Here is a 25,383-nt window from a genome sequence, read left to right as displayed (position 1 = left end):
CATGAAAACTCGTACTGAAATCGATGCATTGGGTTCTGTTCAGGTCCCTTCAGAGAGTTATGGGGGGAGTTTCACTGCGCGGGCCTTAGCCAATTTTAAAATTTCAAATCTCAAAGCGCCCGATTCTTTTCGTGTCAGCTTGGCTCTCATTAAAATGGCAGCGGCGGAAGTGAATGCGGCGTTGGGTCATCTGCCTAAAAAAAGTGCGGCGGCCATTGTTCAAGCAGGAGAAGAATTTTTAGATGGAAAATTCGATGCAGATTTTCAGTTGGATGTTTATCAAGCGGGAGCTGGCACCCCTTTCAATATGAATTTGAATGAAATTTTAGCCAATCGAGCCAGTGAACTTTTGGGTGGAAAAAAGGGGGAATACAAGCGGGTGCACCCCAACAATCACGTGAACATGAGTCAATCGTCCAACGATGTGATTCCCACGGCCATTCGGCTCGCAGCCCTGATGGATTTGGGAGGACTGGTGGTGAGTGGTTTGGATTTGATTGAAGCTTTGGAAAAGAAAGCAAAGAAATTTGAAAAAATCTTGAAAGTGGGCCGCACTCATTTGCAGGATGCCGTGCCCGTAACGCTGGGCCAAGAATTCAAATCCTATGCCAGTGCTCTGGAACATGCTTTGGAGCGTTTGGATTTTGCAGCCGAAGAATTGACCTACACCGGCATTGGGGCCACTGCTACAGGAAGTGGCATCAACACTCATCCAAAATTTACTGAAAAAATGCGTAAAAATTTGAGTCGACGTTTGGACATTGAGTTTCAAGCTTTGAATCCTTTTGAGAACAACAACAGCATGGCGGTTTTTGCTTCTGTTTCTGGAGCTTTGCGAGGGCTCGCCAGTGAAGTTTTACGCATGAGCGATGATTTACGCCTGCTCTCCAGTGGGGCTTTTGCAGAAATTCAACTGCCTGAAGTGGAGCCTGGGTCTTCTATCATGCCAGGAAAAGTGAATCCTTCGGTTTTAGAATGTGTGAGCATGATCTGCGTGCAAAGCATGGCCATGGATCATGCCATTGCGCTGGCTGCACAGCGCGGTCAATTGGAACTCAATTGGTACACACCGCTCATCATGTTCGATCTTTTGCATGCCATTGAAATCATGACACAGGGTTTTCAAATTTTGCGCGAACATTGTATTGAAGGAATTGAGGCCAACGCATCTCAAATGAAGATCGTTTTGGAAAACAGTACGGCGATGGCCACAGCCTTGGCGCCCGTGCTCGGTTATCATGAAGTGGCGGAGTGGGTGAAAGAATCCAAAGCTAAAAAAATCCCTTTTGTGAAAAAAGTTCCTGAAAAATACAAGAAGCTCATCGCTTTAGAAAATTTGGTCCACCCCAATCGAACTTAGCGCACGGTGATTTCATTTTCAAAGACGCTGACGATTCCTTCTGCACTGGTCACTTCTAAAGTGATGGTGTAGGTGCCGGGAGTGGAATAGGTGTGGGTTTCGGGTTTGCGGTCAAAACTGATTTCCCCGTCGCCAAAATCCCAATGATAGGAATCCACGGTGCCCTCCGAACAGGAAGGATCCACAGAAACGAAGAGGGGTGCTTGTCCGGAATCGGTGTTCACGGTGAAACAAGCCGTCAAAGCCACAGGACGAACGACAATTTGAACGCTGGTGCTGCCTCTTTTTCCGTCGCTCGCGATCACGGTGACGCTGGCGGTGAAAGTACCCACGGCATTGTAACGATATGTGACGCTGGAGCCTCCAATGTAGCTGTCACTTCCATCCCCAAAATCGTATTCATAAGAGACAATGTTGCCTTCTTTGTAGGTCGATGCGCTGGCGTCGAATTCAACGGTGAGCGGCACTTCTCCATTGCTTTGATCGATTTCGAGACGAGCGATGAGTCCTTGAGCTGTCACTTCAATGGGCACGAGGGCTTCGTCCACATTCCCAACCGAGTCGGTGGTGATGAGGCGGGCTTCAAAAGAGCCTTCTACTTGATACGTGTGGGTAGCGGTGTCCCCAGTGTCATCTACCGTTCCATCGTTGTCGAAATCCCATTCATAGTCCACGATGTCGTTTTCTTCATCGAAAGAAGCAGTGGCATCAAAACGAACTTCTAAAGGAACCGGACCCGTAACGGCTCTATTTTCTAAAGCTGGAAGCGTAGAAATTTTTGCCTCGGGAGCGGAGCCTTCTTCCACCACCCGAACTTCGAGCGTGCTTTCATCGCTGTTGCCTTCGGGATCGGTCACGGTGAGCACCACCGTATAAACTCCCACTGCTTCAAAACGGTGATTGACGGAACGCGTCTTTACGGCAACACTGCCATCTCCAAAATCCCAGCTGTATTGAGTGATTTTCCCTTCTCCAATTTGTGAAAGAGAGCCATCGAATTTATATTCTTCGTCCAAGTAGTAGGCTTCCCCTTCTGCGACGTTGGTGGTGATGACGGCACGCAAGCCTCCAATGCTTCCCGCTTCAATGGTGAGACTGGCCGTGTTGTATTCACCACTGTTGTCGGTGACGCGCAAAGACACGAGGTAGTCCCCTTCTTGAGTGAAGGTGTGATCGATTTCTTCTCCTTCTCCATCATCAAAACTTCCGTCGTTGTCGAAATCCCATTCGTAGGCCACAATTTCCCCGTCGGGATCATAAGAACTGGTGGCGTCGAAATGCACTTTCAAGGGCAATTCCCCTGCTTCAGGATTGGCCGTGAAATAGGCGGCTGTCTTTTCATTGGCAATGGCCACGGTGGTTTTGAAAGTGTCTTCAAATTGTTCACCCGTGCTCAGATCGGCATAACGCACGGAAAGAAGCACGGTGTAAATTCCGTTTCCAGTGGCTTTTTGCGTGTAAGTGTGTGCAGTGCTGACTCCATTGGCCGTGGCTCCATCTCCAAAATCCCAGGTGTAAGAAAGAATTCTATAAAGCTTGGTGTCCACCGGAATTCCACTGGCATCGAAACGAATTTCAACGGGAGAAGTCAAACCCAGCGTTTGAGTGGGAATGGTTTTGATGGGAGACTCGTAAAGATCGGTAAGCACCAAACGAGGCCCCAAATACCAAATGCCCGCCAACCAAGCGGCTGCAAACAGGAGAAAGGTCAAGCCTCCGAGCAATGCTTTTCGAGACGCTTTTTTCTTTTTTTCCACCTCTTCTTTTTTGGTGAACATGGACTTAAGGAGAGCCACTAAACTGTAGAAGAACAAAATAAAAACGCTGGCTCCTAAGAGAATATGAAACAAAGTCATCAAGGCTCCACTGAAGGTGTTCTGGCTGAGCGGCAGGTAATCAAAAACCGTGAGTTCTACCCCTGCGGTGAAGGTGCCCCAGGCAAAAATCAACAACAAAAGAAAGACATAAAGGGCGACTGAAACCGTGGCCAAGCGTTTTAACGTGGCCTGGCGCTGGACTTTTTTTTCTTCGGGAGTCAGAGTTTTTTTGGGAGCAGGATTGGGCAAAGAGGCGGAATTTTGCAGAGGCGCTGGATTTTGCAAAGGTGACGGAGCATTTGGCACAGGCTCAGGACTCGGTTTCATTTCCAAATTTGGATTGTTTTCTGGAATTGGATTGGGCGTGACATCCATAATTAGCGGCGTGGTAAAGGTTTGTAACGAAAGGCCATGCTCACTCCAAGTGCAGCCGTGAGTGCGGCGCTCAAGATGAGCAGTGCCATTTGTTTGGGCGTGGCATTGAACAGATTAGCACTTCCCAAGTGTCCTTCAAAGACCACTTGAAGGGTGCTGATGTCTCTGTCGCCGGTTTCATTGTCGGTTACGGTGAGTTTGGTCACGATTTGTCCGTAAGAAATGAAGAAAGGAGTTTTCCAAGAACCCGGTGAAGAAGAGCTGTAATCTTCGTCGTTGTCGCGTATTCCATCCGCGTTGCTGTCGTAAAAAATGTTTTTATCCAAGCTGAAATGATAGTCTTCACTGCCCCCTTCGGCTCCAAAATAGAAACTGACTTCTTGGCCATCTTGCCTCAATAGAATTTGAGACAAAGAATTGGCTTGAGGCACGCTGCTTAAGATGGCATTCAAGGCTTGAATGGGATTTTCAATTTCCACCGTTTGAGTGACCGTGTCGATTTTTCCATAGGTATCCACCACGGTGAGGGTCACTTCATAAGTGCCGTAATCCGCGTATTCGTGGCTTGGGTTTTTCAATTCTGCATCAGTGTCATTGTCCGTTTCTGAATCGCCATTGGAATCTAGAGTGGTGTCGAAATCCCAGGCGTAAGTGCGCACGTCCACTCCATGTTCGGTGTCCACGGTGCTGGTGTTCCTAAAAGTAACGTTTTTTTCATCTACGGTGAAGGTGAAGGCAGCCACGGGTGCGGCGGTTTCTTTGACTTCAATGTCTTGCGTCACGGTGTCGCTTTGTCCAACGGTGTCCACCACGGTCATTTTGACTTTATAAACACCGAATTCTTCGTAATTGTATGTGGGATTTTCTTCAAAAGAATCGAAGTCGTCGTCTTTGACTCCATTGCCATCGCTGTCGTTTTGCAGGTCAAAATCCCAATACGTGCCGGCGAGTTCTGCGCCGTTTTCACTGTCGACAAAAGAATTGTTACGGAACTGAACATAAGTGCCATCGATGTCGGTTAAAAACTTGGCATCAGGATCTTCTGCCAAAGAGTCCACATAAATCATCACGGGTTCGGATTCAGCCGTAGCGCCCGCACTGTCTTCCACTTTTAAGCGCACGGGGATGCCTTCACTGTGCACTTGAGAAAATTCATAAGTGTAGGAGCTGACTTGGGTCGGCTCATTGTTGTAAAATCCATCGCCTTCAATGTCCCACCAGTAGGTCACGATTTCTCCATCGGGGTCGTAAGAAAGGCTTGAAAAGGTGACTTCTTCCCCCACGTAACGAGAAGATTTATCCACTGAAAAAGAGGCTACGGGACTGTCGTTGGGCCCGTTGATGACAGAAAGCGTGGGGATGTCTGCGGGATCGAGTTGATCAAAACTGGACACTGTTTGGTTGTCGTTGTCGGTGACTTCCACGGCAAAACCGTATTCTTTATTTTCACCTTCTTCTCCGTTGGTGTTGAGCGTGAGAGTGAAGTTTCCGGATTCTGAAATCACGGTTCCGAGTGGAGTGGCGGAATCGTCCAAGTCGTAATACCAGCCTCTTATGTAAGTGATTTTTCCATCGTCATCAGAAGCAGTAACCGAGACGTTGACCTTGAGGGGTGTGGTGAGTTCGGTGGTGCTTACGGGAACCACTGAAATGCTTTGGATTTTGGGCTCAATGCCTTGAATTTGAATGGGAACCACGGCTTCATCACTGATGCTGGGGTCGTTTTTATCTTTCACAGTGAGGGTGACGTTGTAGGTGGCTTTTTCTGTAAATTTATGGGTAACGGTCGCTTGATTCGCCGTGCTGCCATCTCCAAAATTCCAACTGTAAGTTAGGTTTTGATTGCTGCCGTCCACATTCACAGAATTGCTTGCAGAGAAGGTGAAGGTTGTTTTCACGCTGCCCACAAAACTGGGCCCTGTACCGATGTCGGTGTTTTCGGCTCCAATTCCAATCACGGCAATGGGGGCGTTGCCCGAGCCAATGTAGACACGAACAGTGTCGGTGTTGGTTTCTTCCTGTTCGGAGTCATCGTAGGTGGTGAGTTTCACATAAAAGACCCCCGCTTGCTTGTAAGTATGAGTGAAAATGGCTCTTCCATTGGTGAGTGTGTCGGTAAAATCCACTTCCCCGTCTCCATATTCAATTTGAAAGGCGGAGCCGAATTCACTTTCTGCAGTGAATTCCACTTCGGCTTCTCCATCTTGGTTCAAATGCCGCGCTTCATCTCCGCTCACTGTGAGGTCGACATCCAAAATAGAATTCACCTGAATGGTGGCGGTGGCTGTGTCGCTTTTTTGAATGGCCTGCGGGTGTTGATCGTGACCCGTGAGCAGCACGGTGTAAGCCCCGGTGTCTAAGAATTGAACGGTGACTTCCGATTGATCTTCCGATTCTTCTAGAATGATGTAATCCTCCCCTTCAAAGCCGCCGAAATCCCAAGAAAATTCCAAGCGGTCGTTGGGGTCGGGATCGTAACTGTTTCGAGCGTCGAAAGTGACAATGGAGGGCTGATTTTCATTTTCAATTTCATAGGTGTAAGTCACCACAGGAGCTTGAGATTCCACCACCACGAAGGCGGTGGCTGCATCCGATTTAGAGGAAGTGTCGGATACGTTCAGGTTCACATCATAAATTCCAGGCTCGTTTAAAGTGACTTGAATGCTGCTTCCGGTGTTTTGAGAAAGGTTTATGGCGGCGCCTCCTTGCTTGCTCACTGACCATTGATAGTTTCGAATCGAACCGACATCCGCGGTGGAGGAAGATCCATCTAAGGTGAAGGTCGTGCCTGCGATGCCCAGGGCCGGAGACGCATTGATGCGAGCTGCAGGGGTGGCAACGTAAAGTTTAAAGTATTTGCTGTCTTTCACGCCATCTTGATCGGTGACGGTCAGCGACACGTCATAGACTCCTTCTTGAGCATAGAAATGACGAATGGTGGCCGCTTGCTCAAAATTGCCGGCTTCTGTTTCATTGTCCCCAAAGTCCCATTCATAATAGCGAATTCCAGACACGTTTCCTTCTCCATCAGTGCTTTCTGAGGCGTCGAATAAAATCCCTGCTTCTGAGGAGGCTTCCGAGGCCGTGACTTTGAACTTGGGCTTATTGATGGCTGGCGACTGAATGAAGTTGGCGATGGCTTGAGGGCCATTGGAACCGACTGTGGCGTTGATGACGATGAGGGATTTTGCGGGCTGCACTCGAATGCTCACTGTGGAAACTCCTGCTGCAATGTCGGGTTCTGAACTGAGCACCCGTACTTTGACTCTATAAGTGCCTGCTTGATCAAAAATGTAACTGATGGAATCTGCGCCTAAATCTTCACCCACTGCGGCTTCGTCATAAACTCCATTTCCATCCAAATCCCATTGAATTTGAGCATCTTCCACTGTGTTTCCGCTGGGATCTTCCGTACCCAAAATATCAAAACGCACCAACAAAGGCGCATTGCCCTCCACCACCGTAGCGGTGAGTCTCACTTGAACGAATTCGACATTTTTCACCAATTCATAAAGCTCGTTCATAGCGTATTGGATCTCTTGAATAGTGCTGTTGCTGATCACGGTTTTTGCATTGGTCAAAGCGGTTTGTGCGTTGGACAAAGCCATCACAATGCCGGTGAGATTGGAACCGCTTGCATTTTCACTGACGTCGAAAAGCGCTTTCAATTCTTCAAAGCGACCGATGAGCCCCACACCTGAATCTCCAATCACTTCTAAGTAGTCGGATTCCGCGCTTTGCAAAATGGCGGCAATGTAGTTGCAAATGTAAGGATCCACCACTTGCACCTCGGCATCGGTTCGGGTCCAGCCCAAATTCCCATTCACTTCTCTATCGCGAACGTTGAAACTCAGCGTGTTACACGCCTCTGCCTCAGGGTCACCGTCTGCCACAAAATTTCGGCTGCCGTATTGCAAATATTGATACAATTGATAAGCGTCTTCATAAGTGTCACTCAGGGCATCGGTTTCGGACATGATGTTTTGAGCGGCACGAGCGAGGCTGGTGGTGTAAGCATCCACTCTCGCTTCTTCCAAAACCGTATAGGTGTCGGCGAAATCGTCGTCTTCACCGGTAAAATATTCGGTGGTGAAGTCGATCACTCCTCCTAAACTTCTTTCCCTTTCTGTCACTTCCACCACTACGGGCATTTCTAAGGCTTGCATCGAGGACACTTCTTTATTCACTGCGAGCAAGGTTTGATAGGCTTCCACATATTCTTCGGTGATTTGTTCGATTTCGTCGAGCACGTCTTTCACGTCGAAGGCGGCGCCCGATTCATTGATGGTCTCTCCATTCAAAGCCGTGCCGTTGCCGTCTCCTGTGCTTCCCCCGCCGCCCACCTGCAAAATGGTGTTCACAAAGGCAAAGGACCCCATGATGATCACAATTCCAATCACTGAATAAGTGATGGCTTTTTTGGCTTTGGAGGTTTGCTCTTCGTCCCCACGGCTGGTCACATACAAGAGACCTCCGTAAATGACGGTGACCACACAAATCAGTCCCACAAAAGAAAGTGCAAAGTTGACGACGGATTGAATGAAATCGCGCGCATTGGTGTTTTCGGTGAGAGCTTCGTCGTAACCGGCGGCATCGGGTCCTTCCAATTCCCCGGTGAAGTCCACAAAATCGGTGACGGTATCGCTGGTGTCACAGCCAAATGCACCCGCTAAGCTTTCATCCAAATTGGCACAATCTTCAGGTTGTAAATCCCCTTGTTCCAAGTCTTGATCCCCAATGGGAACGCTGATGGCTTGAGCCACCGGAACGGCCGTTAGGAGACCGCTCAAGAGGAGCAGGGTCGCGAGAAAGGTACGAGGTTTTAAAGTCATGGCGAGGATTCTTTCCATAGTATTATAGAGAGTTATCGGGAAGCATCAAGCTCCACAAAGGTGTTTGTGATGGCAAAGGCCGAAATGGCGATCACAATTCCAATCAAAGCGGCAAAAATGATCTTCTTGGCTTTAGCGGCATTGTCCTCGTTTTGAGAAGCGGTGAGGTATAAAAAACCTGCGTAAATGAGCATGACGAAAGCCAAGGTTCCCAAAGTGCCTGAAACAAAATTGGTGAGATCCACAAAGAGTTCTTTGGCGGATTCGATTCCCAGAGTTTGTCCATAGTTTTCAAAGAGGATATCTTTGACCACAAATTCAGAAATCCCAATCACAAAAAGACCCACAAAGGCCCATTTGATCTGATTTTTGGCTTTACCGATTTGGTCGTCACTGGTGGAACCCACCACGTAACGCATCCCGGCCATGACCAGTACAAAGACGGCAATGGAGGCGATGACGGTTTGAACCAAAGTATAAATCCCTTTAAAAAGATTGCTGCTGCGCGTTGCAAACTCTTGCACTCCCGCTTGTCCTTCTCTGAAGACTTCTCCTTCGGCGCCAAACATCACATTCACAATGGAATCGGACATAAAAATAATGATGAGACCTTCCAAGGCGTAGCGGATGAAATTTTTTGCTTGTCCTGCCACTTCTTCATTTTCTTGACCTGCAGAGACCATGCGTACCCCCATGATGACGGCGAACAGCACGGCAAAAGGAGCCACAATCAGTTTAAAAAAGTCCAAAAAACGGCGGATGGTCAACACAATGATGTCGGCCCCTTCCTCAGCATCTTCACTGAAATTGGGCAAGGTGATGCCTTCTGCTCCTTCTTGCACATCTTGACTTTCGCTGGCTACGTCTTCTTGAAAATCATCCAAAATTTCTTGGAATTGAATGCTCGTGGCTGCCACATGGGGTGCGGTGGAGGCGAGCACAGCGAGGGCGAAAGTGAAGAGGATTTTTTTCATGAATTAGAATTGACCTGCAATAAGAGTTGAAACAAGGGCAAAAGCTCCATAAATAATGACGATTCCAATGATGGAATTGGTGATGATTTTTTTGGCGAGACCCGTCTTTTCTTCTTCCCCTTGAGAAGTCACGTAAAGGAAGCCTCCAATCACAATGCCCAGCATCATGATGGGGCCTAAGAAACTGATCATCAAATTGGTGACAGCCACGAGTTGGCGAATGAATTCGTTTTGGTCCAGTTGCACGATGGTGGCTTCGGCATTGGTGCTGTAAGTGGCAACATAGAAAATACGACGGATCACCAAATTGGAAACGAAAATGAGCATCAAACCCGCTAGACTGAGCGTGAGTTGTTTTTTTGCCTTACTCACGTCGTCGTCATTGTCCCCTGACATCACGAGCATGGCTCCCGCCCGAACGGCCATGAGCGTGGCGAGTCCTCCTAAAAGATATTTGAGGAAAGTGATGATGAGTTGAGTGACATTGTCAAAAATTCGGACCCGCTCCGTGAAGTCCGAGGGATCGCTGATGAAATTGCCCTGTCGGTAGTCAAAAACCTCTGCGATGGGCCCGGCAATGCTGATCATCATGAGGCCGATGCAGCCGTAAACAATGGATTTTCTTTGCGTTTTTGCAGTTTCTTCGTTGTCGCCGGAAACCACCATTGTGAACCCTGAAACTACAATGAAAAGTACGGCGAGTCCCCCTAAAATGATGCGCAAATTGCGAGCGAAGGGGCCTAAAAAGTTTTCCAGTTTTTCTATGGCCGTGTTTCCTTCAGGCGTGGCAATGTTCAAACCTTCGGTGCCAGGAAGAGGCAGAAAGCTGCTGGCAAAAGCGGTGGGCAGGGCCCCCAGCGTAAGGTTCAAGACTAGGGCGAGCACGACCGAAAGCAAGAAGCTGCAAAGGTGTTTTTTACCTATTTTGAAGGCCATACGTTTATTTATTCTTATTATTTTAGCACAAAACAGGAAAGAAAGCACTTGCTTTTTATGCTCCATTTGCTGTTTAATGGAACTTGTCATGAAGCCCCAAGGCTTTTTTGGCATAACTCACGTTACTATGGACGCAAAAAAATCCGCTTCCGAATCAAAGAACCCCATTGTGGCTTACTTTGTCGGAGCTTTTGAGGAATTTGGCAAGGTCACCTGGCCCACCAAAGAACAAGCCGCTCTCCTTACGGGCATCGTAGTGGCCGTTTCCCTTCTTTTCGCCCTTGTGCTCGGCGCTTACGACTTCGGTCTCAGCGCTCTTTATCAATGGGTTCTTGAACAATTTTCTTCCTAATTTTTTATGGCTAAACAGGCTAAAAACACCGGTCGTCACTGGTATGTCATCCATACTTATAGCGGGTATGAAGATGCGGTTCGAGAGGCGCTTTTGCAGCGTATCGAATCCATGAACATGCAAGATAAGATTTTTGATGTGATTGTGCCTAAAGAAACTCAAATTGTAGTGAAAAAAGGAAAGCCGAAAACTGAAAAAAAACGCCTTTTCCCTGGTTATGTACTGGTGGATATGATGGTGGATGACGAATCTTGGTATGTGGTTCGTAACACTCCCAACGTGACCGGCTTTGTGGGCAGCGGAACCATCCCTGTTCCTGTTTCTGCCGAAGAGTTTGGTGTGATTTCTCGTTATTTGGAAGATGACAATGCTCCCAAGTTTAAAATTAGCCTTTCCAAGACCGATTTGGTCATGGTTTTGGATGGACCTTTTGCAGGTTATGAAGGAGTGGTCAACACCATTGATGATGAAAAGGGTAAAGTGAAAGTGATGATCACGATTTTCGGACGTGAAACGCCTGTGGAACTCGACTTTGATCAGGTTAAGAAGAAATAAGCTTCTCACCTCGTTCTATGCAAAAATTCACCGTATTTTCTCTGCTTCTTTCCCTAGTCGTGGTGCTGGCGACGGTGGATGTGCTTTTTCATGATTATTTGGGTGAAGACCCTGCGGTGGAAGAGAATCAAACCGTGGAAGAAATCCCCGAGCCACTGGACACGGAACCTGTGGAGGAAGAAGTGGAACTGCAAGAAGAAAAAAGTCCTTCATGGATCACTGGAGATTTGCTCACCCAGGCGGGCTTTACGCTTCCAGTGGTGAAAGAAGCTCTTTTTTCAGGCTTGATTTTTCAGATTATTCCCTTCAGCGATGCCAGTCAGTCCCAGCTTTCACAACTCAATTTTTTTGATGGAGAACGCTATGTGGGCAGTTTTTATGAAATCGTTTATCCGACCGATACCGGATCTTTTCAGGCTTATTTGACTTTGCGCGAAGCCGCTAAAGCTCTTCCCGACCTGGGAACCGTGAATGAAGTCAACATGTATGGAGATGCTTCGTTTTACTTCAATCATAAGAGTAAAGTGAAGACCGTGCACATGGTCGCTTTGTATGGGAAGCGCATTTATGGTTTTGAGTACGCACAAACGGAACATGAAAAGATGAAAAAACTATTTGACATCCTAAAGAGTCTTCAGTAGAGTTTGCAGGCTTTAAAACGACTATGGCTCCTAAAAAGATCAACGCGATTGTCAAACTGCAAATCCCTGCAGGAAAGGCAAACCCAGCACCTCCAGTCGGAACCGCTCTCGGTCCACACGGAGTGAATTTGCAAGGTTTTTGCCAGGAATTCAATGAAAAAACCCGACCTCTCGGGGACACAATTGTTCCTTGTATCATCACGATTTATGAAGATCGAAGCTTCAGCTTCATCATGAAGAAGGCTCCGGCTGCGATTTTGATCAAAAAAGCCATCAATCTCGAGAAGGGTTCTGCTGTTCCTCACAAGGATAAGGTTGGAACCATCACTCGCGCTCAACTCGAAGAAATTGCTAAAGAAAAGATGGAAGACCTCAATGCCAATGATGTGGAAGCCGCTATGAAAATCATGGCTGGAACCGCTCGCAGCATGGGAGTTAAGGTTGAGTGGTAATCTAATAATTCACGGGGGAGATCGCAAGATCGTTCGCACCCCATAACCCCTCTAGTATGTCTCACGGTAAAAAGTACCAAGCCGCGCTTGGAAAGATCGAAGCTGGAAAGCTTTATCCTCTTAATGAAGCGGCTGCGCTGGTTAAAGAAACCGCAAGCACCAAGTTTGATTCTTCAATCGAGATCCATTTGAACCTGGGGATCGATCCCACTCAAGCGGAACAAATGATCCGTTCTACAGTGGCTTTGCCTCATGGAACCGGTAAAAAGGTGCGTGTGGTGGCTTTCGTGACCGAAGACAAGGTTAAGGAAGCCAAGGAAGCAGGAGCGATTGAAGCCGGTGCCAATGAACTCGTTGAAAAGATTGAGAAAGGATGGCTCGACTTTGATGTTGCTGTGGCCACTCCCGATATGATGAAGAACCTTGCCAAGGTGGCTCGCCAACTCGGTCAGGCAGGACTCATGCCCAATCCTAAATCTGGAACCGTTACTCCCAATGTGACCGGAGTGATTGCCGATCTCATCAAAGGACAGGTGGAATTCCGCAATGACAAGCAAGGAAATCTGCACAATGTAGTGGGAAAAGCTTCTTTCGGAGCCAAACAACTCGAAGAAAACATCGCTAGCTATCTCAAGGCTGTGAATGAAAAGAAACCGGCTGCCGTGAAGGGAAACTTCATCAACACCATCACCCTTTGTGCGTCTATGGGACCTGCTGTGAAGGTAACGGTGAACGAAACCCTCAGCAGTTTATAAAAAGCCGCAATGCGGCCTGAATGTGCTTCCCTCAAAGAGCTCCGAAAGGGGCTCTTTATTCTTGAACAGCTCCTTCAGGCTTTATGGGATTGGCTTGAATAAATTCGTTTGCAATTTTTTCTACCAGTAAGTTTATTAAATTGGACTGAATTACTTTTTCATCCCTGCGTTCAAATTCCCCATTTTTCCATTCAAATTCTTCAAAAAGAACATTGTATTGATAAGCTAAATTGACCTGTCCCTTATTTGGTAAACTGAGCTTATACATCCATTCGCCATCTCTCAGTACTAGAGTTCCTTTTTCAGGTTGAGCAAAATCACTTTCTAAAGCAAAGCGTAAATTTTTTCGATTCAATTGTTCCTCCAGTTTTGAAGCTGTTGTCCAAAATTGTTCTTCTGTGTTGGTACGTTGATTGCGTTCCAATGTTAAGTTGATCTCTTGATCAACGTCTTCAGTTTGGGGAGCTTCTGCTGAGCTGACTTTTTCTTGTTTGACGGCTTGCTCGAGTAATTTTTGGTAGTCATTCACCCAATTTGGGATGGTGCCTTCCCCTTCTCTACGATTCTCTTGATGGATAGAATCAACTTGAGCTGGAGTCCTTTCTTTCAGACTCCCAGATGTCATTGTCGTGGCGGCTAGTAATCCTATTCGTAAGAGCTGATTCATGCTTTTATTATAAATCTTTTCCTACTTTAGTCAATTGACTAGTGTTGATGACTTCATGCTAAAGTTGCGTCATGCAAATCCGCATCCAACGCATCGACAAAAGCCTTCCCCTTCCCACTTATGCCACCGAGGGCAGTGTGGGATTTGATTTGGTGGCGCGGGAAACGGTGGTGATAGAACCTGGGAAAATCGAGTTGGTGCCGGGGAACGTGATCGTAGAAGTGCCTAAAGGTTATATGCTGGCGGTGGCTTCTCGCAGCAGCACACCTAAAAAGAAGGGCCTCACTCCTCCGCATGGTTTTGGGGTGATTGATCGAGATTATTGCGGCCCCCAAGATGAACTTAAAATCCAGGTTTATAATTTTTCGGATGCTCCGGTGACCGTGGAACGCGGCGAAAAGATTGCTCAGGGGGTCTTTGTACGAGTGGACAAGTTTGACTGGTTGGAAGTGGACAGTATTCGTGAAGAAAGCCGGGGTGGATTTGGGAGTACGGACTAGTTTTGGCTTGATATTTAACAGTCTGACTGTTAAAATTCGAGTATGTACAGACGCCGATTGATCACAGATAGACTGAAGTTTTTAGTAGAAACCTTCCCGGTGGTGGTTCTTTCAGGCGCGCGACAAGTGGGAAAAAGCACCTTGCTCAATCATGAGTTTGGCGCAGGCTTTGATTATATTGTCTTTGACCCTGTGATTGATATTGGCAATGCTCGCCAGGATCCTGAGCTTTTTTTGGACCACCATCCCACTCCACTCATTTTAGATGAGATTCAATATGCCCCTGATCTTTTAGCTGTGATTAAACGCCGGGTCGATAAGAATCGTAAACCAGGTCAATACATCATCACTGGCTCTCAACAGTGGGGTGTCATGAAATCTATTTCTGAAAGTCTAGCTGGACGAGCTGTTTTTTTGGATTTGCCTCCTTTTTCTTTTTACGAAATCAACGATGATTTTTCTCCATGGCTAGACACTTTCTTGAAAGATCCAGAAGCCTTTTTAAGAGCAAAACACAGTCGCCCGCTACAAAAAACTACACTCTATGAACAGTTGTGGAGGGGGTTCTACCCAGAAGCTCAAGTGATTCCACTAGAAACGGTTCCAGATTATTATCAATCTTACATTCGTAGCTACATCGAACGTGACGTTCGCTTGATGGCGGATATATCCAATCTTCAACTTTTCAATCGATTTGTTGCTTTAAGCGCTGCACTTAGCGCACAAGAAGTGAACTATTCGCAGATGGGCCGAGAATTTGGTCTTTCTCCTCAAACTGCCAGACATTATTTGGACTTGCTTAAAGCTAGTTTTCAGTGGTTTGAGATACCTGCTTTTTCTGGAAATCTAATCAAAAGATTGAGTCGAAAACCTAAGGGCTACTGCGTAGATACGGGACTCGTCTGTGCCCTGCAGGCCATTTCTTCACCTCAAAGCATTGCAAGCCATCCTCTTTTAGGGGCACTTTTTGAAACTGCTGTGGTGATGGAGCTTCACAAGCAATGCAGCGCCATGAGTACATCCCCTAAATTGTATCATTGGCGGCTCCATTCCGGATCCGAAGTCGATCTCATTTTAGAAAAAGATGGTCGTTACTTTCCCATTGAAATCAAGGCCGACAGCCACCCAAAACGCTCCGATGCACGTGGCATTCAAGCTTTTAGAGAAGCTTACCCCCGTTTGGATATAGGGCCCGGTATCATCCTTGCGCCTACGGAGAACTCCTACCCTCTCACAAAGAATGATTTCGTGTTACCATGGGACCTCGTCATAATGGAAAAGCAATAATCATTGTATGCTCATCACTTTGTACGGCATCAACAATATAGGGAAAACCACTCAAGCAAAGTTGCTGGTGGATCGATTGAAAGCTGCCGGACGAGATGCGGTTTATGTGAAATATCCAGTTTATGACGTAGAACCCACCGGACCTTATTTAAATGAGTTTTTGAGGAGTGGAGCTGCTCAAACCATCACTGAGGAGGAGTTACAGATGTGGTTCACCTTGAATCGCTATCAGTTTCAACCCACTTTGCAGGCTTGGCTGGCGGAGGGAAAAATAGTAGTAGCAGAGGATTATACGGGAACGGGATTGGCCTGGGGCACGGTGAAAGGTGCAAAAGTAGAATGGCTGGAGGCTTTGAATGCAGGGCTCATAAAAGAAGATTTGGCCATTTTACTCGATGGGGAACGTTTTGGGCATGCTGCCGAAAAGGCGCACATCCACGAAAGCAACCCTGATTTCATGGAACGCTCTCGTCAAATTCATCTGGAACTGGGCCAAAAATATGGCTGGCTGAAAGTTCCCGTAGAAGGAAGTATTGAAGAAGTTGCCCAACGCTTGTGGGGGCTTGTTGAAGAGAAGTTGCATCTTAGTCGTCTAAGCCGCTAGAATGGAGGCCCGAATCTCAAAAGCCAATGGCACAAATCCTGGATGGACGCGCGGTTTCTGATTCTCTGCTCGCTGAAGTGCAACGCGACGTGGAGGAACTGAAGCAGAAGGGTGTTTTCCCAAAACTTGTGGTGATTTTTGTGGGTGAAAATGCTGCGAGCCAAGTCTATGTTCGCAAAAAGCAAGAAGCGTGTGAAAAAGTGGGCATGCTCAGTGAAAAATTGGAATTGCCTGCAAGCATCAGCCAAGATGCGCTTATCGCTGAAATTGAGCGACTCAATCATGATCCTGAAGTGCATGGCATGATTTTGCAATTGCCGATTCCCAAGCATTTGGAGGTTTCAAAAATCATCAAAGCCATTGATCCCGTGAAAGATGTGGATGGATTCCAAGCCTATAATGTGGGCAAAATGTTTTTGAGCGCTGAATTTGAAAACATGGCACCTTGCACACCCAAGGGAATCACCAAGATTTTGGAGTTTTATAAGATCGATGTATCCGGCATGAACATCGTAGTGATTGGACGCAGCAATATTGTGGGCAAACCCATGGGAGTGATGCTTTTGAACCGCGACGCCACCGTGACGATTTGCCACAGTAAAACCAAAGATTTAGAAAAATTCACTCGTGAGGCGGATTTGCTCGTCGCTGCCGTGGGCAAGCCTCGTTTTGTGAAAGCCGACATGGTGAAAGAAGGAGCCATTGTGATCGACGTGGGCATGCATCGCACGGAAGACGGAAAACTGTGTGGAGATGTGGATTTTGAAACTGTGGAACCCAAGGTCTCTATGATCACTCCTGTTCCTGGAGGCGTGGGGCCCATGACCGTAGCCTGCTTGCTGATGAATACCGTGACAGCGGCACGCAAACAAGTTACTCTTTGATCGCTTTTAAATAGCCCAACGGGCCTCCCCTATGTGTGGAATCGTCGGAATTCATTCCAATCAGCCTGTCGCCAATGAACTTTACGACGGACTCATGATGCTTCAACATCGCGGGCAAGATGCAGCGGGAATGGTGACGATGGAGGGACATCACATCCACATGAAAAAAGCGGACGGACTTGCGTCTGAGGTTTTTAAGCAAAAGGACATGGAGGTATTGCGTGGAAATACGGGAATGGCCCATGTGCGTTACCCCACGGCTGGCACTTACAATCCTGCGGAGGCACAGCCTTTTTATGTGAACGCACCGTTTGGACTTGCGCTGATTCACAATGGAAATTTGACGAACACGGCTCAACTCAAACGCGAAGTTTTGGACACCGATCATCGGCATCTCAATACGGAGTCGGACTCGGAAGTTTTGCTCAATATTTTAGCGCATGAAATTGAAGCACTGGGCGTTTCAGGGCTCACGCCAGAGGTGTGCTTTAAGGCCATGGAACAGGTTTATAAACGCGTGAAGGGGGCCTATGCCTGCATTGTGATGATCGCCGGCAGGGGCATGATGGCGTTCCGTGACCCCAATGCCATTCGTCCGCTCATTATGGGGCAGCGCCAGGATGATTTGTACACCGACACCATCTTTGCTTCTGAAAGCGTGGCGCTCGATGTGCTCGGCTTTAATGTGATTCGCGACGTGAAACCGGGGGAAGTCATTTTTGTGGACACCAAAGGACAAATGACTAGTAAAATTTGTGCCGAAAAACCTGTCTATACCCCGTGTATTTTTGAATATGTTTATTTTGCCCGTCCCGACAGCATGATTGATGATATTTCGGTGTACAAGGCACGTTTGCGCATGGGTGAAAAATTGGCGCATAAAATCAAGGCTGCGAATATGGATATCGATGTGGTGATTCCGGTGCCCTCCACTTCTCGTCACTCCGCTGTGCCTCTTGCCTATGAACTGGGCGTGAAGTACCGCGAAGGATTGGTAAAAAATCGTTATGTGGGGCGCACTTTTATTATGCCAGGACAGAGTATGCGTCAAAGCAATATTCGTCGAAAGTTGAATCCGATTCGGCTCGAAATTGAGGGCAAGAATGTGCTGCTGGTGGATGACTCCATTGTGCGTGGAAACACATCTAAAAAGATTGTGCAAATGGTTCGAGATATGGGGGCTAAAAAGGTTTATTTTGCTTCTGCAGCAGCGCCTCTGCATAATCCTTGTGTGTATGGAGTGGATATGCCCAGTCGTAAAGAATTTGTGGCCAATGAATTGACTGAAGATGAAATTTCAAAGGCCATTGGAGCGGATCGGGTTTTTTATCAAAATTTAGAAGATTTGGCAGAAGCGGTGCGTGAAGGAAATCCAAAAATTGAGCGTTTTTGCATGGCGTGTTTCGATGGAAAATACCCCACTCCAGATGTGACGGAAGAAGTGTTGCGTGCGGCGGAAGAAAGTCGTTCGTGTGCGCAAGTGGAAATGGAAGCGCAAGTGCCTTTGATTTAAACTCCGTTGCTCATGAAAAAAATCCTTCTTGTTGGAAATGGGGCTCGTGAACATTGCATTGCAGAAACTTTGAAGCGCAGCCCACAAGAAGTGGAACTGGGCGTGTTTGCGACGGCGGTGAATCCAGGGATTAAAGAGCTTGCGAGTGAGTATCATCTTGCGGACAGTTTGCTGGATTTTGAAGCATTGAAAACCTTTGCGATGAGTTTCAAACCGGACTTTGCTTTCGTGGGTCCCGATGATCCCATTGGTGCGGGCGCTGCCGATGTGCTTTTAGAACTCGGCATTCGCAGTGTGGCTCCTTTGAAAAGCTTGGCTCGCCTGGAAAGTTCCAAATCCTTCACGCGCGATTTAGTGGAAAAATATGGCATCCTTGGCAACCCTCGTTACAAAGTTTTTTTTGCGGTGGAGGGCCTCAAAGAGTGGATGGCGGAACTCGGCGGTGAATATGTGGTGAAAGCCGATGGTCTCTTGGGTGGAAAAGGGGTGCAGGTGTCCGGTGAACATTTGAAGACTTTCGATGAGGGAGTGGCTTTTGCTCAGGCTTCCATTGAAAAATTTGGACGCGTTGTGGTGGAAGAAAAATTTGTGGGAGTTGAGTTTTCACTCATGAGTTTTTGTGATGGCACTCATGTGGTGGACATGCCGGCGGTGCAAGATCACAAACGCGCCTTCGAAGGGGACACGGGTCCGAACACCGGTGGAATGGGCACTTATGGCGATGCGAATGGCTCCCTTCCCTTTTTGACAGAAGCGGATTTAGCGGCAGCACATGAGATCACGGTGAAGGTGGCTGCGGCATTGAAGCAAGAGTGCGGTGCGGAATTTAAGGGCATCATGTACGGAGGCTTTATGGCGGTGAAAGACGGCGTGCGTCTCATTGAGTACAATGCGCGTTTCGGTGACCCCGAGGTGATGAATGTGCTGCCGCTGCTTCAGTCGGATTTTGTGACTGTGTGTGAGGCGATTTTGGAAGGCACTTTGGATTCGCTCACTGTGGAATTTGAAAAAAAAGCAACGGTGGTGAAATATCTGTGCCCTGAAGGCTACCCTACTGCGGCGATAAAGAATGTGAGGATTGAGCTGGGCCCTATGCCGGAAGGGGTGAAAATGTATTACGCCTCTGTGGACTCCCGTGAAGATGGGCTCTATTTGCTGGGCTCGCGTGCGATTGCGATGGTGGGAATGGGCTCGAATTTAGCAGAGGCTGAACGCGCGGCTGAGGCGGCCTGCGCAGCGGTAACGGGACCCGTGTTTCATCGACGCGATGTGGGGACGGCGGAGCTCATTGGAAAGAGGGTGGAAATGATGCGAGGTTTGAGGGAGAGTCTCTGATGCTTGCTTTTAGTGCAACACAAGTGTTACACTTAATGAGTCTTTGTTTTTACCTATGAGCACTTTAAAAAAACGCCGCATGGTGAGTTTACCGGATGAAGTGGAGGCTGCTCTCACACAAATTGCTCGTCGTGATGGAGTTCCTTCTTCCACTAAAGCTGCCCATCTCATTCAACTGGCCCTTGAGATGGATGAAGATGCTGTTTGGGATAAAATTGCAGCTGAAAGAGACTATAAAAATGCTCGTTTTGTATCTCATAAAGATGCTTGGGCATGAGTTTTCTTGTTCAGTATGCTGAAGAAGTGGCTCAGGTGGACATTCCTAAACTTTCCTCGGAAATTCGAGGGGTTATCAAAGCTGCTATTGAGAAAAAACTCACTGTGGAGCCTGAAAAATTTGGCAAGCCTTTAAGGAAGTCTTTGAAAGGGTATCGAAAACTGAGAGTGGGAGATTATCGGGTGATTTTTAGGATTGAAGATTTTTTTGTAAAAGTGCTTGTGATTGCTCATCGTTCTGTGATTTATAAAAATACGACAAAACGCTTAGGATGATTTGGCCTTTAAAACTCACTCTGGTCTTTTTTGAGTGGCCTCTACTTCTTTTTCTTTGCTCCTCCTTTTTTACTGGGCTTTTTAGCAACGGCCTTTTTGGAAGATTTTTTGCTGGATTTAGCCTTGGGAGTCTTGTCCATTTTGTCTTCCAGCATGGCTTTTTGCTCATTAACAAAAGTAGCGACCGTTTTTTTGAAGGCATCGGCCTTTTTGTTGGCTTTTTTGAGCATGGCATCGAGCTCTTCACGACGCAGATTTGCAGCTTCGGCAGCCATATTTTTCCCTTTTTCAAGCGCATGGTGGATGCTTGGATTTTTAGCAAGGTGGGAAGCCATTTCTTTCATTTCATTCCCCATGTTTTCGAGGTCTTGCAAAAGTCCCTTCGTGTCTCCTTTTGCGATTTTTTTACGAATGTTTTTCCCTTCATCGGGAGCGAAAAGAAGACCCGTGATGGCTCCTGTTAAAAGCCCGAGTCCGAGGGCAATTTTACCTGCTTTTTTTTCCATTGCGTGGAGTTAAGATGGCTTCAGTTTAGTTCAGATTTGCAGTTCACGCAAGGCGGCGTAAACCTTGGCGAGAGGCAATCCTACAACCGTGAAAAAATCACCGCGAATTCCGCGAATGTGAACGCTACCCAAACCTTGAATGGCGTAGGCACCGGCCTTGTCCATGGGCTCACCTGTTTTTACGTAAGCGCGGATGACCTCGTCGCTCATAGGGAGAAAATCCACTTCTGTTTGTTCTTCGAAACTGAGTTTCTTGCCGGTGGTGGTGTCGAGAAGTTGCACCCCTGTCCAAACGGTGTGTGTTTTCCCTTGGAGTTTTTGGAGCATTTTCACTGCTTCTTCAGGGTTTGCAGGCTTTCCGAGGATTTGTCCATCGAGGGCGACCACGGTGTCCACTCCTAAGATCACGGCTGCGGGATGGCGAGTCCTCACCTCCTGAACCTTGCCAGCGGCATTGGCTTTGACCAGCTCTTGAGGATCTGGGATTTGGGCGGCAGTGAATTCTTCAAATTCGTGTGGAATGTCCACTTCAAAAGAGAGATTTATAAGGTTTAAAAGCTCCTTACGACGGGGGCTTTGAGAGGCCAAAATAAGGGGGTACTTCAGGTTTAGCATAAGAAAAGTGCTTTTTCCTTTGACAAGATCAGGTTTAGCCCCTATATTTTACGGGCAATTTTTTAAATCTCAAGGAAAGATGCCTATCATCAAGTCAGCTAAGAAGCGTGCAAAACAATCTTTGGTTCGCCAAGCTCGCAATTACAATGTGCGCACCGCCGTTCGTAAGTCCATGCGTTCTGTTATGGATGCCGTTAAAGCAGGCGACAAGGCAGAAGCTGAAAAAATGATGAGCACGGCTTACAAGCAAATCGACCTCGCAACGAAGAAGAATGTGCTTCAAAAAAATACGGCGGCTCGACGAAAATCTTTGCTTGCCCGCAGCGTGGCCACTGTTGTTGCGAAGAAGAAAGCTGAAAAATAGTCAGCGTTCGATCACGAGCATGATTCGTTCACCTTCTAAATCCTGGACGCTGTCTAGGATTTTTTGCGTGTCGTATTCTACGCCTTCCCCACGGCGGGTGCCAGGATCGTTGGCTAAAAAGCCCGTTTCAGTGGCCGCATAGAGTACAATCATGTGATGTTCTGGTGCAGGATCACTGTAATTGGGGTTCTGTAAAATTTGTCCATTCACAGGAAGGATGAGGATTGCTCCGTCGCTGAGGAAGGCACGAAGCCCCTCTTCGGTGAGGTCCCCCGAAAGATAGGCTTTGCTGTGACCGAAATGGTTCACAACAATCTGTAAAACTTGAGGAATGTCTGTGAGTTTAGAGCTGCCAAAGGCTTGTTCTTCCCAGGCTGCGATGGCGTTCAGCTCATCTGCGGTGTTGTAAATGGAAGTGAATTCTTCTCCGTTTGCCCACTTCATGGCCATCCATACACAGGCTTCTTCACCGTAGTCGGCCCAGGGTTCCTCCCACATGCCCAGGGGTGCTTGAGTGGTGAAGGGCAACTTTTGAGGTTCGGGTTCGGCGAGTGGTTCGCTGGTTTTGGGCTCGAAAATGTCTTCCAAAAGAACCGGTTCACTGGCTGAGGTGAGGCTGGGCTGCGTGCGATAAAAATGATCGGCCACTAGAAGTCCATCCACAAAAGCAATGAGGACAATGAAGAGGAACAGCGCTTTGTTTTTGAGAGGTTCCATAAGGAAGCTTTCATTTTACCTCTTTTATTGGCTTAGGCAAGCCACTTCTGGCCTGAGGCGCGTCGGAGTCTATCCATGAGAGCCAGGCCCAGGCCTTTTTCTGGGAAGGATTGAACTAAAATTTTATTCAACTGTAGGGCGTCGAGAGCGATGAGACCGGAATAGAGATGAGAACCTACAGTAAGGAGATCGGAGGCTGAGCCAAGGTCGTAATGCGGCAACTCTTTGGGCAGCTGAACAAGGAGTTCCGTGGTGGCCAGAATTCCGACTTGAGGACCCGCTGAGGTGGCGGCTTTTAAGAGGGCTTCAGGTTCGAGAATTTCGAGCTGTGTCTCAGGGGCATAGTGCTTGAAATGAGTGCCTGGTGAATTTTTGGAATGCGTTTCTAAAATGGGTTTTACGCCCAGCACTCGTTCAATGTCTTCGGGGGTGATGGAACCCAGGCGGTAAATATGAGGGAGGCCTTCTTTCATTTGCAAAACAGTGGATTCGAGGCCGTGCTGAGTGGCTCCTCCTTCGAGTGTGAAACCTTTTTTGCCAAAATAAGTTCGTACATGCTCATGATGGGTGGCACTGGGCTTGCCGGAAAGCTTGGCGGAAGGAGCAGCGATGGGTGTGCCTGCTTCTTGGATGAGTTCGAGGGCTAGAGGGTGAGCGGGCATGCGCACGGCGACGGTGTTCAGTCCGCCGGTGACTTGGGCTGAAACGGTGGGTTTTTTTCGAAAAACAAGGGTGAGCGGGCCGGGCCAAAATGCCGTGATGAGCTTTTGTTCTTCCTCACCTACTTGGTCTGTGAGTTTGGAGAGGTCGGCCAATTCGGCGATGTGCACGATGAGTGGATTGCTGCTGGGGCGCCCCTTGGCTTCGTAAATTTTTTGAATGGCGGATTCGTTGAAGGCATCGGCACCCAATCCATAGACCGTTTCTGTTGGGAAAGCCACCAGACTCCCAGTTTGGATGTGCTCAGCTGCAATTTTCAAGTCTTCGTTCATAAAAAATTTGGTGGACCCAATCGGACTTGAACCGACGGCCTCTTCCATGCCATGGAAGCGCTCTAGCCAACTGAGCTATGGGCCCACGTCAAAAAGCTTTCGTGGACGGAGTATAGAGGCTAAATCCAAAAAAGACCAGGGTGTTTAGAGTTGGTGGATTTCTGGCAAGTTGCGGAGTTTTTCATCCAGGTCGAAGCCAAAGCCTACAAGAAAGTTGGGCTCGGCATAGTGAAAGCCCACGTATTTGGGACTCAGCACATTGGTCTTTGTTTCTTTGTCCACCAAGGTGACGATTTCTACTTCCGCTGCGCCTTTTTGCAGCAAGTATTCTTTAATAAAATGAACTGTTTTTCCGCTGTCGATGATGTCTTCCACCAGTAAAATGCGACGGCCTTTGAGAGTGCAGGTGGGTTCGGATTGAAGTTTGAGTTCAGTGCTGCTCGTGCCTGTGTAGCTGCTCACCGTGAGTGTGTTGATTTCAAAATCGCCTTTGAGTTGCACCAGGAGGTGGGCAAGAAAAATCATTGCGCCTTTGAGCACGCCCAGCAGGAGCACCTCTTGACCTTCGTAGTCTTTTGAAATTTGCTCCGCGAGTTCGTGAATTCTTTGATGAATTTGCTGAGCAGAATAACGTTTTTTCATGAGTGATAAATGGGATTGGCGGAACCCCACGCGCAGTGGGTTTTTCCAAGGTGAGTGGCATAAGAACCGGCTCCAGAAACTTCCCCGGTGCGCTTGTAACGGACTCCTCCTGCTTCGTCATTGAAACGCAGATGCCAAGCTTCTGCAGCTTCCACCACTATGCCCATGCTGAAGGCAAGGTGTGAAAAAATTCGACGATGAGTTCGGATTTCTTCCCAAAGTTTTTTGAAAACCTTAGCGTCTTTAATTGCCAAGTCTGGGTCCCTTCCTGCTGCAATCAAATGATTGCGAATGTAGACATTTTCGGCAAGTTCTTTTTTATAGTAAGCCTTGCGAGCTTCCAACTTGTACAACTGTTTTGGGAAGCGCGGAACGTGTTTAAAAATTGGCGCTGGTTCGTCTTCAAAATAAGCAAAAATACTGCAGTAGCCCGGCGTGTCTACGGCCACTCCCATGTTCACCACTTTGTCTGTTTTTTGATCGATGAATTCGATGTCGGCGATGCCCCCTGAATTGTGTTCGTTTATGGCGAATGGATCGAGTTCAAATCCCTCCAATTGAAAGTTGCCAGCGGCGTGAATGATGAGCGGCGTAGCGCTTTCGGGTAATTTTGTAGTTGGCAAAGCTTGGGCTTCAACGTAGGAAAAAAATTGTTCCCCAAGCGTAATATAATCTTCCAAAAATTGACGGTCTTCATTGTCCACTCCACAAGTAACGGCTTCTTGTAAAAGAATTAAAAATCGTTCGTAAGCCCCTTCTCCACTGCGTGTGAGCAACTCCCTCATTCCCCAGCAAAAACCTTGGCGTTGCACTTCCATGGGACGGTACGCATCGCACACACGAATTTTCCAAGCAACGAGTTTTTGAAGAGCTCGATCAAATTTTATGCAATGAGCCAATGCTGGCACGCGAAAATGCATGCATTCTTCCTCCGTCATTTTCAGATTGAAATACATGGGTCGCGTTAAAAGTTCATCCTTGATGGGCACGAGAGGATCATGCTTTTTTGTGAAATCTTCATCTGGAATTTTTTTACGATAATTGCCAGCCTCACCCATGGGTAAGCCATCCCCGTTGAGGGTGAAAAAAGGAGCCGGAGTTTGGATGAATTGTTCCAGTAAAGACACGGACGAACAGGTAAAAACTTGACCTTCTT

At 47.6% G+C, this 25,383-nt stretch carries 25 protein-coding genes, 1 tRNA gene and 1 pseudogene; 15 read left to right on the top strand and 12 right to left on the bottom strand.

Annotated elements, in window-relative coordinates; all coding sequences use genetic code 11:
* Position 1: 1 nt before the first annotated feature.
* Positions 2-1,360 (top strand): aspartate ammonia-lyase, encoded by a 1,359-nt coding sequence (gene aspA / locus IPG41_07160; protein QQR54924.1) that lies wholly within the window; start codon positions 2-4, stop codon positions 1,358-1,360.
* On the opposite strand, the gene IPG41_07155 is transcribed toward aspA, so the two are convergent.
* Genes IPG41_07155 through IPG41_07140 form a run of 4 tightly spaced genes read right to left on the bottom strand, consistent with a single transcriptional unit; the run spans position 1,357 to position 10,294 of the window.
* Positions 1,357-3,552, bottom strand: coding sequence for a PKD domain-containing protein (locus IPG41_07155; GenBank protein QQR54923.1), 2,196 nt, complete (start codon positions 3,550-3,552; stop codon positions 1,357-1,359). The genes aspA and IPG41_07155 overlap by 4 nt on opposite strands.
* Before the next feature lie 2 nt (positions 3,553-3,554).
* A complete protein-coding gene (locus IPG41_07150; protein ID QQR54922.1) occupies positions 3,555-8,402 on the bottom strand; it encodes a PKD domain-containing protein in 4,848 nt (1,615 codons plus the stop codon).
* Positions 8,403-8,416: 14 nt separating this feature from the next.
* Positions 8,417-9,358 carry a hypothetical protein gene (locus IPG41_07145; protein ID QQR54921.1) on the bottom strand — a complete coding sequence of 314 codons (942 nt, stop codon included), beginning with the start codon at positions 9,356-9,358 and terminating at the stop codon, positions 8,417-8,419.
* Positions 9,359-9,361: 3 nt separating this feature from the next.
* Positions 9,362-10,294, bottom strand: a complete 933-nt coding sequence (locus IPG41_07140) for a hypothetical protein (GenBank protein QQR54920.1) — start codon at positions 10,292-10,294, stop codon at positions 9,362-9,364.
* 127 nt (positions 10,295-10,421) lie between these two features.
* Here IPG41_07140 and secE point away from each other — a divergent pair, with 127 nt between their 5' ends.
* Genes secE through IPG41_07115 form a run of 5 tightly spaced genes read left to right on the top strand, consistent with a single transcriptional unit; the run spans position 10,422 to position 13,049 of the window.
* Positions 10,422-10,646 (top strand): preprotein translocase subunit SecE, encoded by a 225-nt coding sequence (gene secE / locus IPG41_07135; protein QQR54919.1) that lies wholly within the window; start codon positions 10,422-10,424, stop codon positions 10,644-10,646.
* Positions 10,647-10,652: 6 nt separating this feature from the next.
* The gene (nusG, locus tag IPG41_07130) at positions 10,653-11,201 is read left to right on the top strand and encodes a transcription termination/antitermination factor NusG (protein ID QQR54918.1); all 549 of its coding nucleotides are present in this window, start codon (positions 10,653-10,655) and stop codon (positions 11,199-11,201) included.
* 17 nt (positions 11,202-11,218) lie between these two features.
* The gene (locus tag IPG41_07125) at positions 11,219-11,842 is read left to right on the top strand and encodes a hypothetical protein (protein ID QQR54917.1); all 624 of its coding nucleotides are present in this window, start codon (positions 11,219-11,221) and stop codon (positions 11,840-11,842) included.
* Positions 11,843-11,865: 23 nt separating this feature from the next.
* On the top strand, positions 11,866-12,294 hold the full coding sequence (gene rplK, locus IPG41_07120) for a 50S ribosomal protein L11 (protein QQR54916.1): 429 nt from the start codon (positions 11,866-11,868) through the stop codon (positions 12,292-12,294).
* A 56-nt stretch (positions 12,295-12,350) separates the two neighbouring features.
* Positions 12,351-13,049 (top strand): 50S ribosomal protein L1, encoded by a 699-nt coding sequence (locus IPG41_07115; GenBank protein ID QQR54915.1) that lies wholly within the window; start codon positions 12,351-12,353, stop codon positions 13,047-13,049.
* Between the two features lie 55 nt (positions 13,050-13,104).
* Here the strand turns inward: IPG41_07115 and IPG41_07110 are convergent, their stop codons facing one another.
* Positions 13,105-13,716: a hypothetical protein gene (locus IPG41_07110; protein ID QQR54914.1), complete on the bottom strand. Its 612-nt coding sequence runs from the start codon at positions 13,714-13,716 to the stop codon at positions 13,105-13,107.
* 71 nt (positions 13,717-13,787) lie between these two features.
* On the opposite strand from IPG41_07110, the gene dut reads away from it, so the two are divergent.
* The 8 genes and pseudogenes from dut (at position 13,788) to IPG41_07070 (ending at position 20,391) form a co-directional block, all read left to right on the top strand.
* Positions 13,788-14,216 carry a dUTP diphosphatase gene (gene dut / locus IPG41_07105; GenBank protein QQR54913.1) on the top strand — a complete coding sequence of 143 codons (429 nt, stop codon included), beginning with the start codon at positions 13,788-13,790 and terminating at the stop codon, positions 14,214-14,216.
* Between the two features lie 42 nt (positions 14,217-14,258).
* Positions 14,259-15,503 (top strand): ATP-binding protein, encoded by a 1,245-nt coding sequence (locus IPG41_07100; protein QQR54912.1) that lies wholly within the window; start codon positions 14,259-14,261, stop codon positions 15,501-15,503.
* A 7-nt stretch (positions 15,504-15,510) separates the two neighbouring features.
* On the top strand, positions 15,511-16,107 hold the full coding sequence (locus IPG41_07095) for a hypothetical protein (protein QQR54911.1): 597 nt from the start codon (positions 15,511-15,513) through the stop codon (positions 16,105-16,107).
* A gap of 26 nt (positions 16,108-16,133) precedes the next feature.
* Positions 16,134-16,991 (top strand): bifunctional methylenetetrahydrofolate dehydrogenase/methenyltetrahydrofolate cyclohydrolase FolD, encoded by an 858-nt coding sequence (gene folD, locus IPG41_07090; GenBank protein ID QQR54910.1) that lies wholly within the window; start codon positions 16,134-16,136, stop codon positions 16,989-16,991.
* Between the two features lie 31 nt (positions 16,992-17,022).
* Positions 17,023-18,504: an amidophosphoribosyltransferase gene (gene purF, locus IPG41_07085; protein ID QQR54909.1), complete on the top strand. Its 1,482-nt coding sequence runs from the start codon at positions 17,023-17,025 to the stop codon at positions 18,502-18,504.
* 12 nt (positions 18,505-18,516) lie between these two features.
* A complete protein-coding gene (purD, locus tag IPG41_07080) occupies positions 18,517-19,839 on the top strand; it encodes a phosphoribosylamine--glycine ligase (GenBank protein QQR54908.1) in 1,323 nt (440 codons plus the stop codon).
* A gap of 55 nt (positions 19,840-19,894) precedes the next feature.
* Entirely contained in the window at positions 19,895-20,116 is a 222-nt protein-coding gene (locus IPG41_07075) for a hypothetical protein (GenBank protein QQR54907.1), read from the top strand.
* Positions 20,079-20,391: pseudogene (locus IPG41_07070) on the top strand (type II toxin-antitoxin system RelE/ParE family toxin). Before IPG41_07075 ends, IPG41_07070 begins: the two are co-directional and overlap by 38 nt.
* Positions 20,392-20,432: 41 nt before the next feature.
* On the opposite strand, the gene IPG41_07065 reads toward IPG41_07070, so the two are convergent.
* Together IPG41_07065 and maf are read right to left on the bottom strand one after the other, a co-directional pair.
* Entirely contained in the window at positions 20,433-20,897 is a 465-nt protein-coding gene (locus IPG41_07065; protein QQR54906.1) for a YtxH domain-containing protein, read from the bottom strand.
* Positions 20,898-20,927: 30 nt separating this feature from the next.
* Positions 20,928-21,512 carry a septum formation inhibitor Maf gene (gene maf, locus IPG41_07060; GenBank protein QQR54905.1) on the bottom strand — a complete coding sequence of 195 codons (585 nt, stop codon included), beginning with the start codon at positions 21,510-21,512 and terminating at the stop codon, positions 20,928-20,930.
* Between the two features lie 79 nt (positions 21,513-21,591).
* Here maf and rpsT point away from each other — a divergent pair, with 79 nt between their 5' ends.
* The gene (rpsT, locus tag IPG41_07055; GenBank protein QQR54904.1) at positions 21,592-21,876 is read left to right on the top strand and encodes a 30S ribosomal protein S20; all 285 of its coding nucleotides are present in this window, start codon (positions 21,592-21,594) and stop codon (positions 21,874-21,876) included.
* Here rpsT and IPG41_07050 read toward each other — a convergent pair whose 3' ends face one another.
* From IPG41_07050 to IPG41_07030, 5 genes are all read right to left on the bottom strand, one after another.
* Positions 21,877-22,593 carry a hypothetical protein gene (locus tag IPG41_07050; GenBank protein ID QQR54903.1) on the bottom strand — a complete coding sequence of 239 codons (717 nt, stop codon included), beginning with the start codon at positions 22,591-22,593 and terminating at the stop codon, positions 21,877-21,879.
* Between the two features lie 32 nt (positions 22,594-22,625).
* Positions 22,626-23,585: a threonylcarbamoyl-AMP synthase gene (locus tag IPG41_07045; protein QQR54902.1), complete on the bottom strand. Its 960-nt coding sequence runs from the start codon at positions 23,583-23,585 to the stop codon at positions 22,626-22,628.
* Between the two features lie 8 nt (positions 23,586-23,593).
* Positions 23,594-23,670: transfer RNA gene (locus IPG41_07040), tRNA-Ala, on the bottom strand.
* A gap of 59 nt (positions 23,671-23,729) precedes the next feature.
* Complete coding sequence (locus IPG41_07035) at positions 23,730-24,227, bottom strand: hypoxanthine phosphoribosyltransferase (GenBank protein ID QQR54901.1); 498 nt, start codon at positions 24,225-24,227, stop codon at positions 23,730-23,732.
* Entirely contained in the window at positions 24,224-25,354 is a 1,131-nt protein-coding gene (locus IPG41_07030) for a hypothetical protein (GenBank protein QQR54900.1), read from the bottom strand. The genes IPG41_07035 and IPG41_07030 overlap by 4 nt, the downstream gene beginning before the upstream one ends.
* Between the last annotated feature and the right edge of the window lie 29 nt (positions 25,355-25,383).

This window comes from Candidatus Peregrinibacteria bacterium, from assembly GCA_016699145.1.
Classification (GTDB): Bacteria; Patescibacteriota; Gracilibacteria; order UBA1369; family 2-02-FULL-48-14.
Note: the sequence above shows the minus strand (reverse complement) of the source record. Positions and strands in the feature narration are given on the sequence as shown.

Bases quoted from the DNA above. Each gene is read 5' to 3' on its own strand.
- folD (QQR54910.1), top strand. From the start codon at position 16,134: ATGGCACAAATCCTGGATGGACGCGCGGTTTCTGATTCTCTGCTCGCT.
- purD (QQR54908.1), top strand. From the start codon at position 18,517: ATGAAAAAAATCCTTCTTGTTGGAAATGGGGCTCGTGAACATTGCATT.
- IPG41_07150 (QQR54922.1), bottom strand. From the start codon at position 8,402: ATGGAAAGAATCCTCGCCATGACTTTAAAACCTCGTACCTTTCTCGCG.
- IPG41_07075 (QQR54907.1), top strand. From the start codon at position 19,895: ATGAGCACTTTAAAAAAACGCCGCATGGTGAGTTTACCGGATGAAGTG.
- IPG41_07110 (QQR54914.1), bottom strand. From the start codon at position 13,716: ATGAATCAGCTCTTACGAATAGGATTACTAGCCGCCACGACAATGACA.
- dut (QQR54913.1), top strand. From the start codon at position 13,788: ATGCAAATCCGCATCCAACGCATCGACAAAAGCCTTCCCCTTCCCACT.
- IPG41_07155 (QQR54923.1), bottom strand. From the start codon at position 3,552: ATGGATGTCACGCCCAATCCAATTCCAGAAAACAATCCAAATTTGGAA.
- secE (QQR54919.1), top strand. From the start codon at position 10,422: ATGGACGCAAAAAAATCCGCTTCCGAATCAAAGAACCCCATTGTGGCT.
- maf (QQR54905.1), bottom strand. From the start codon at position 21,512: ATGCTAAACCTGAAGTACCCCCTTATTTTGGCCTCTCAAAGCCCCCGT.
- IPG41_07115 (QQR54915.1), top strand. From the start codon at position 12,351: ATGTCTCACGGTAAAAAGTACCAAGCCGCGCTTGGAAAGATCGAAGCT.
- IPG41_07065 (QQR54906.1), bottom strand. From the start codon at position 20,897: ATGGAAAAAAAAGCAGGTAAAATTGCCCTCGGACTCGGGCTTTTAACA.
- IPG41_07035 (QQR54901.1), bottom strand. From the start codon at position 24,227: ATGAAAAAACGTTATTCTGCTCAGCAAATTCATCAAAGAATTCACGAA.
- nusG (QQR54918.1), top strand. From the start codon at position 10,653: ATGGCTAAACAGGCTAAAAACACCGGTCGTCACTGGTATGTCATCCAT.
- IPG41_07145 (QQR54921.1), bottom strand. From the start codon at position 9,358: ATGAAAAAAATCCTCTTCACTTTCGCCCTCGCTGTGCTCGCCTCCACC.
- IPG41_07095 (QQR54911.1), top strand. From the start codon at position 15,511: ATGCTCATCACTTTGTACGGCATCAACAATATAGGGAAAACCACTCAA.
- rplK (QQR54916.1), top strand. From the start codon at position 11,866: ATGGCTCCTAAAAAGATCAACGCGATTGTCAAACTGCAAATCCCTGCA.
- aspA (QQR54924.1), top strand. From the start codon at position 2: ATGAAAACTCGTACTGAAATCGATGCATTGGGTTCTGTTCAGGTCCCT.
- IPG41_07125 (QQR54917.1), top strand. From the start codon at position 11,219: ATGCAAAAATTCACCGTATTTTCTCTGCTTCTTTCCCTAGTCGTGGTG.
- IPG41_07050 (QQR54903.1), bottom strand. From the start codon at position 22,593: ATGGAACCTCTCAAAAACAAAGCGCTGTTCCTCTTCATTGTCCTCATT.
- purF (QQR54909.1), top strand. From the start codon at position 17,023: ATGTGTGGAATCGTCGGAATTCATTCCAATCAGCCTGTCGCCAATGAA.
- IPG41_07140 (QQR54920.1), bottom strand. From the start codon at position 10,294: ATGGCCTTCAAAATAGGTAAAAAACACCTTTGCAGCTTCTTGCTTTCG.
- IPG41_07045 (QQR54902.1), bottom strand. From the start codon at position 23,585: ATGAACGAAGACTTGAAAATTGCAGCTGAGCACATCCAAACTGGGAGT.
- IPG41_07100 (QQR54912.1), top strand. From the start codon at position 14,259: ATGTACAGACGCCGATTGATCACAGATAGACTGAAGTTTTTAGTAGAA.
- rpsT (QQR54904.1), top strand. From the start codon at position 21,592: ATGCCTATCATCAAGTCAGCTAAGAAGCGTGCAAAACAATCTTTGGTT.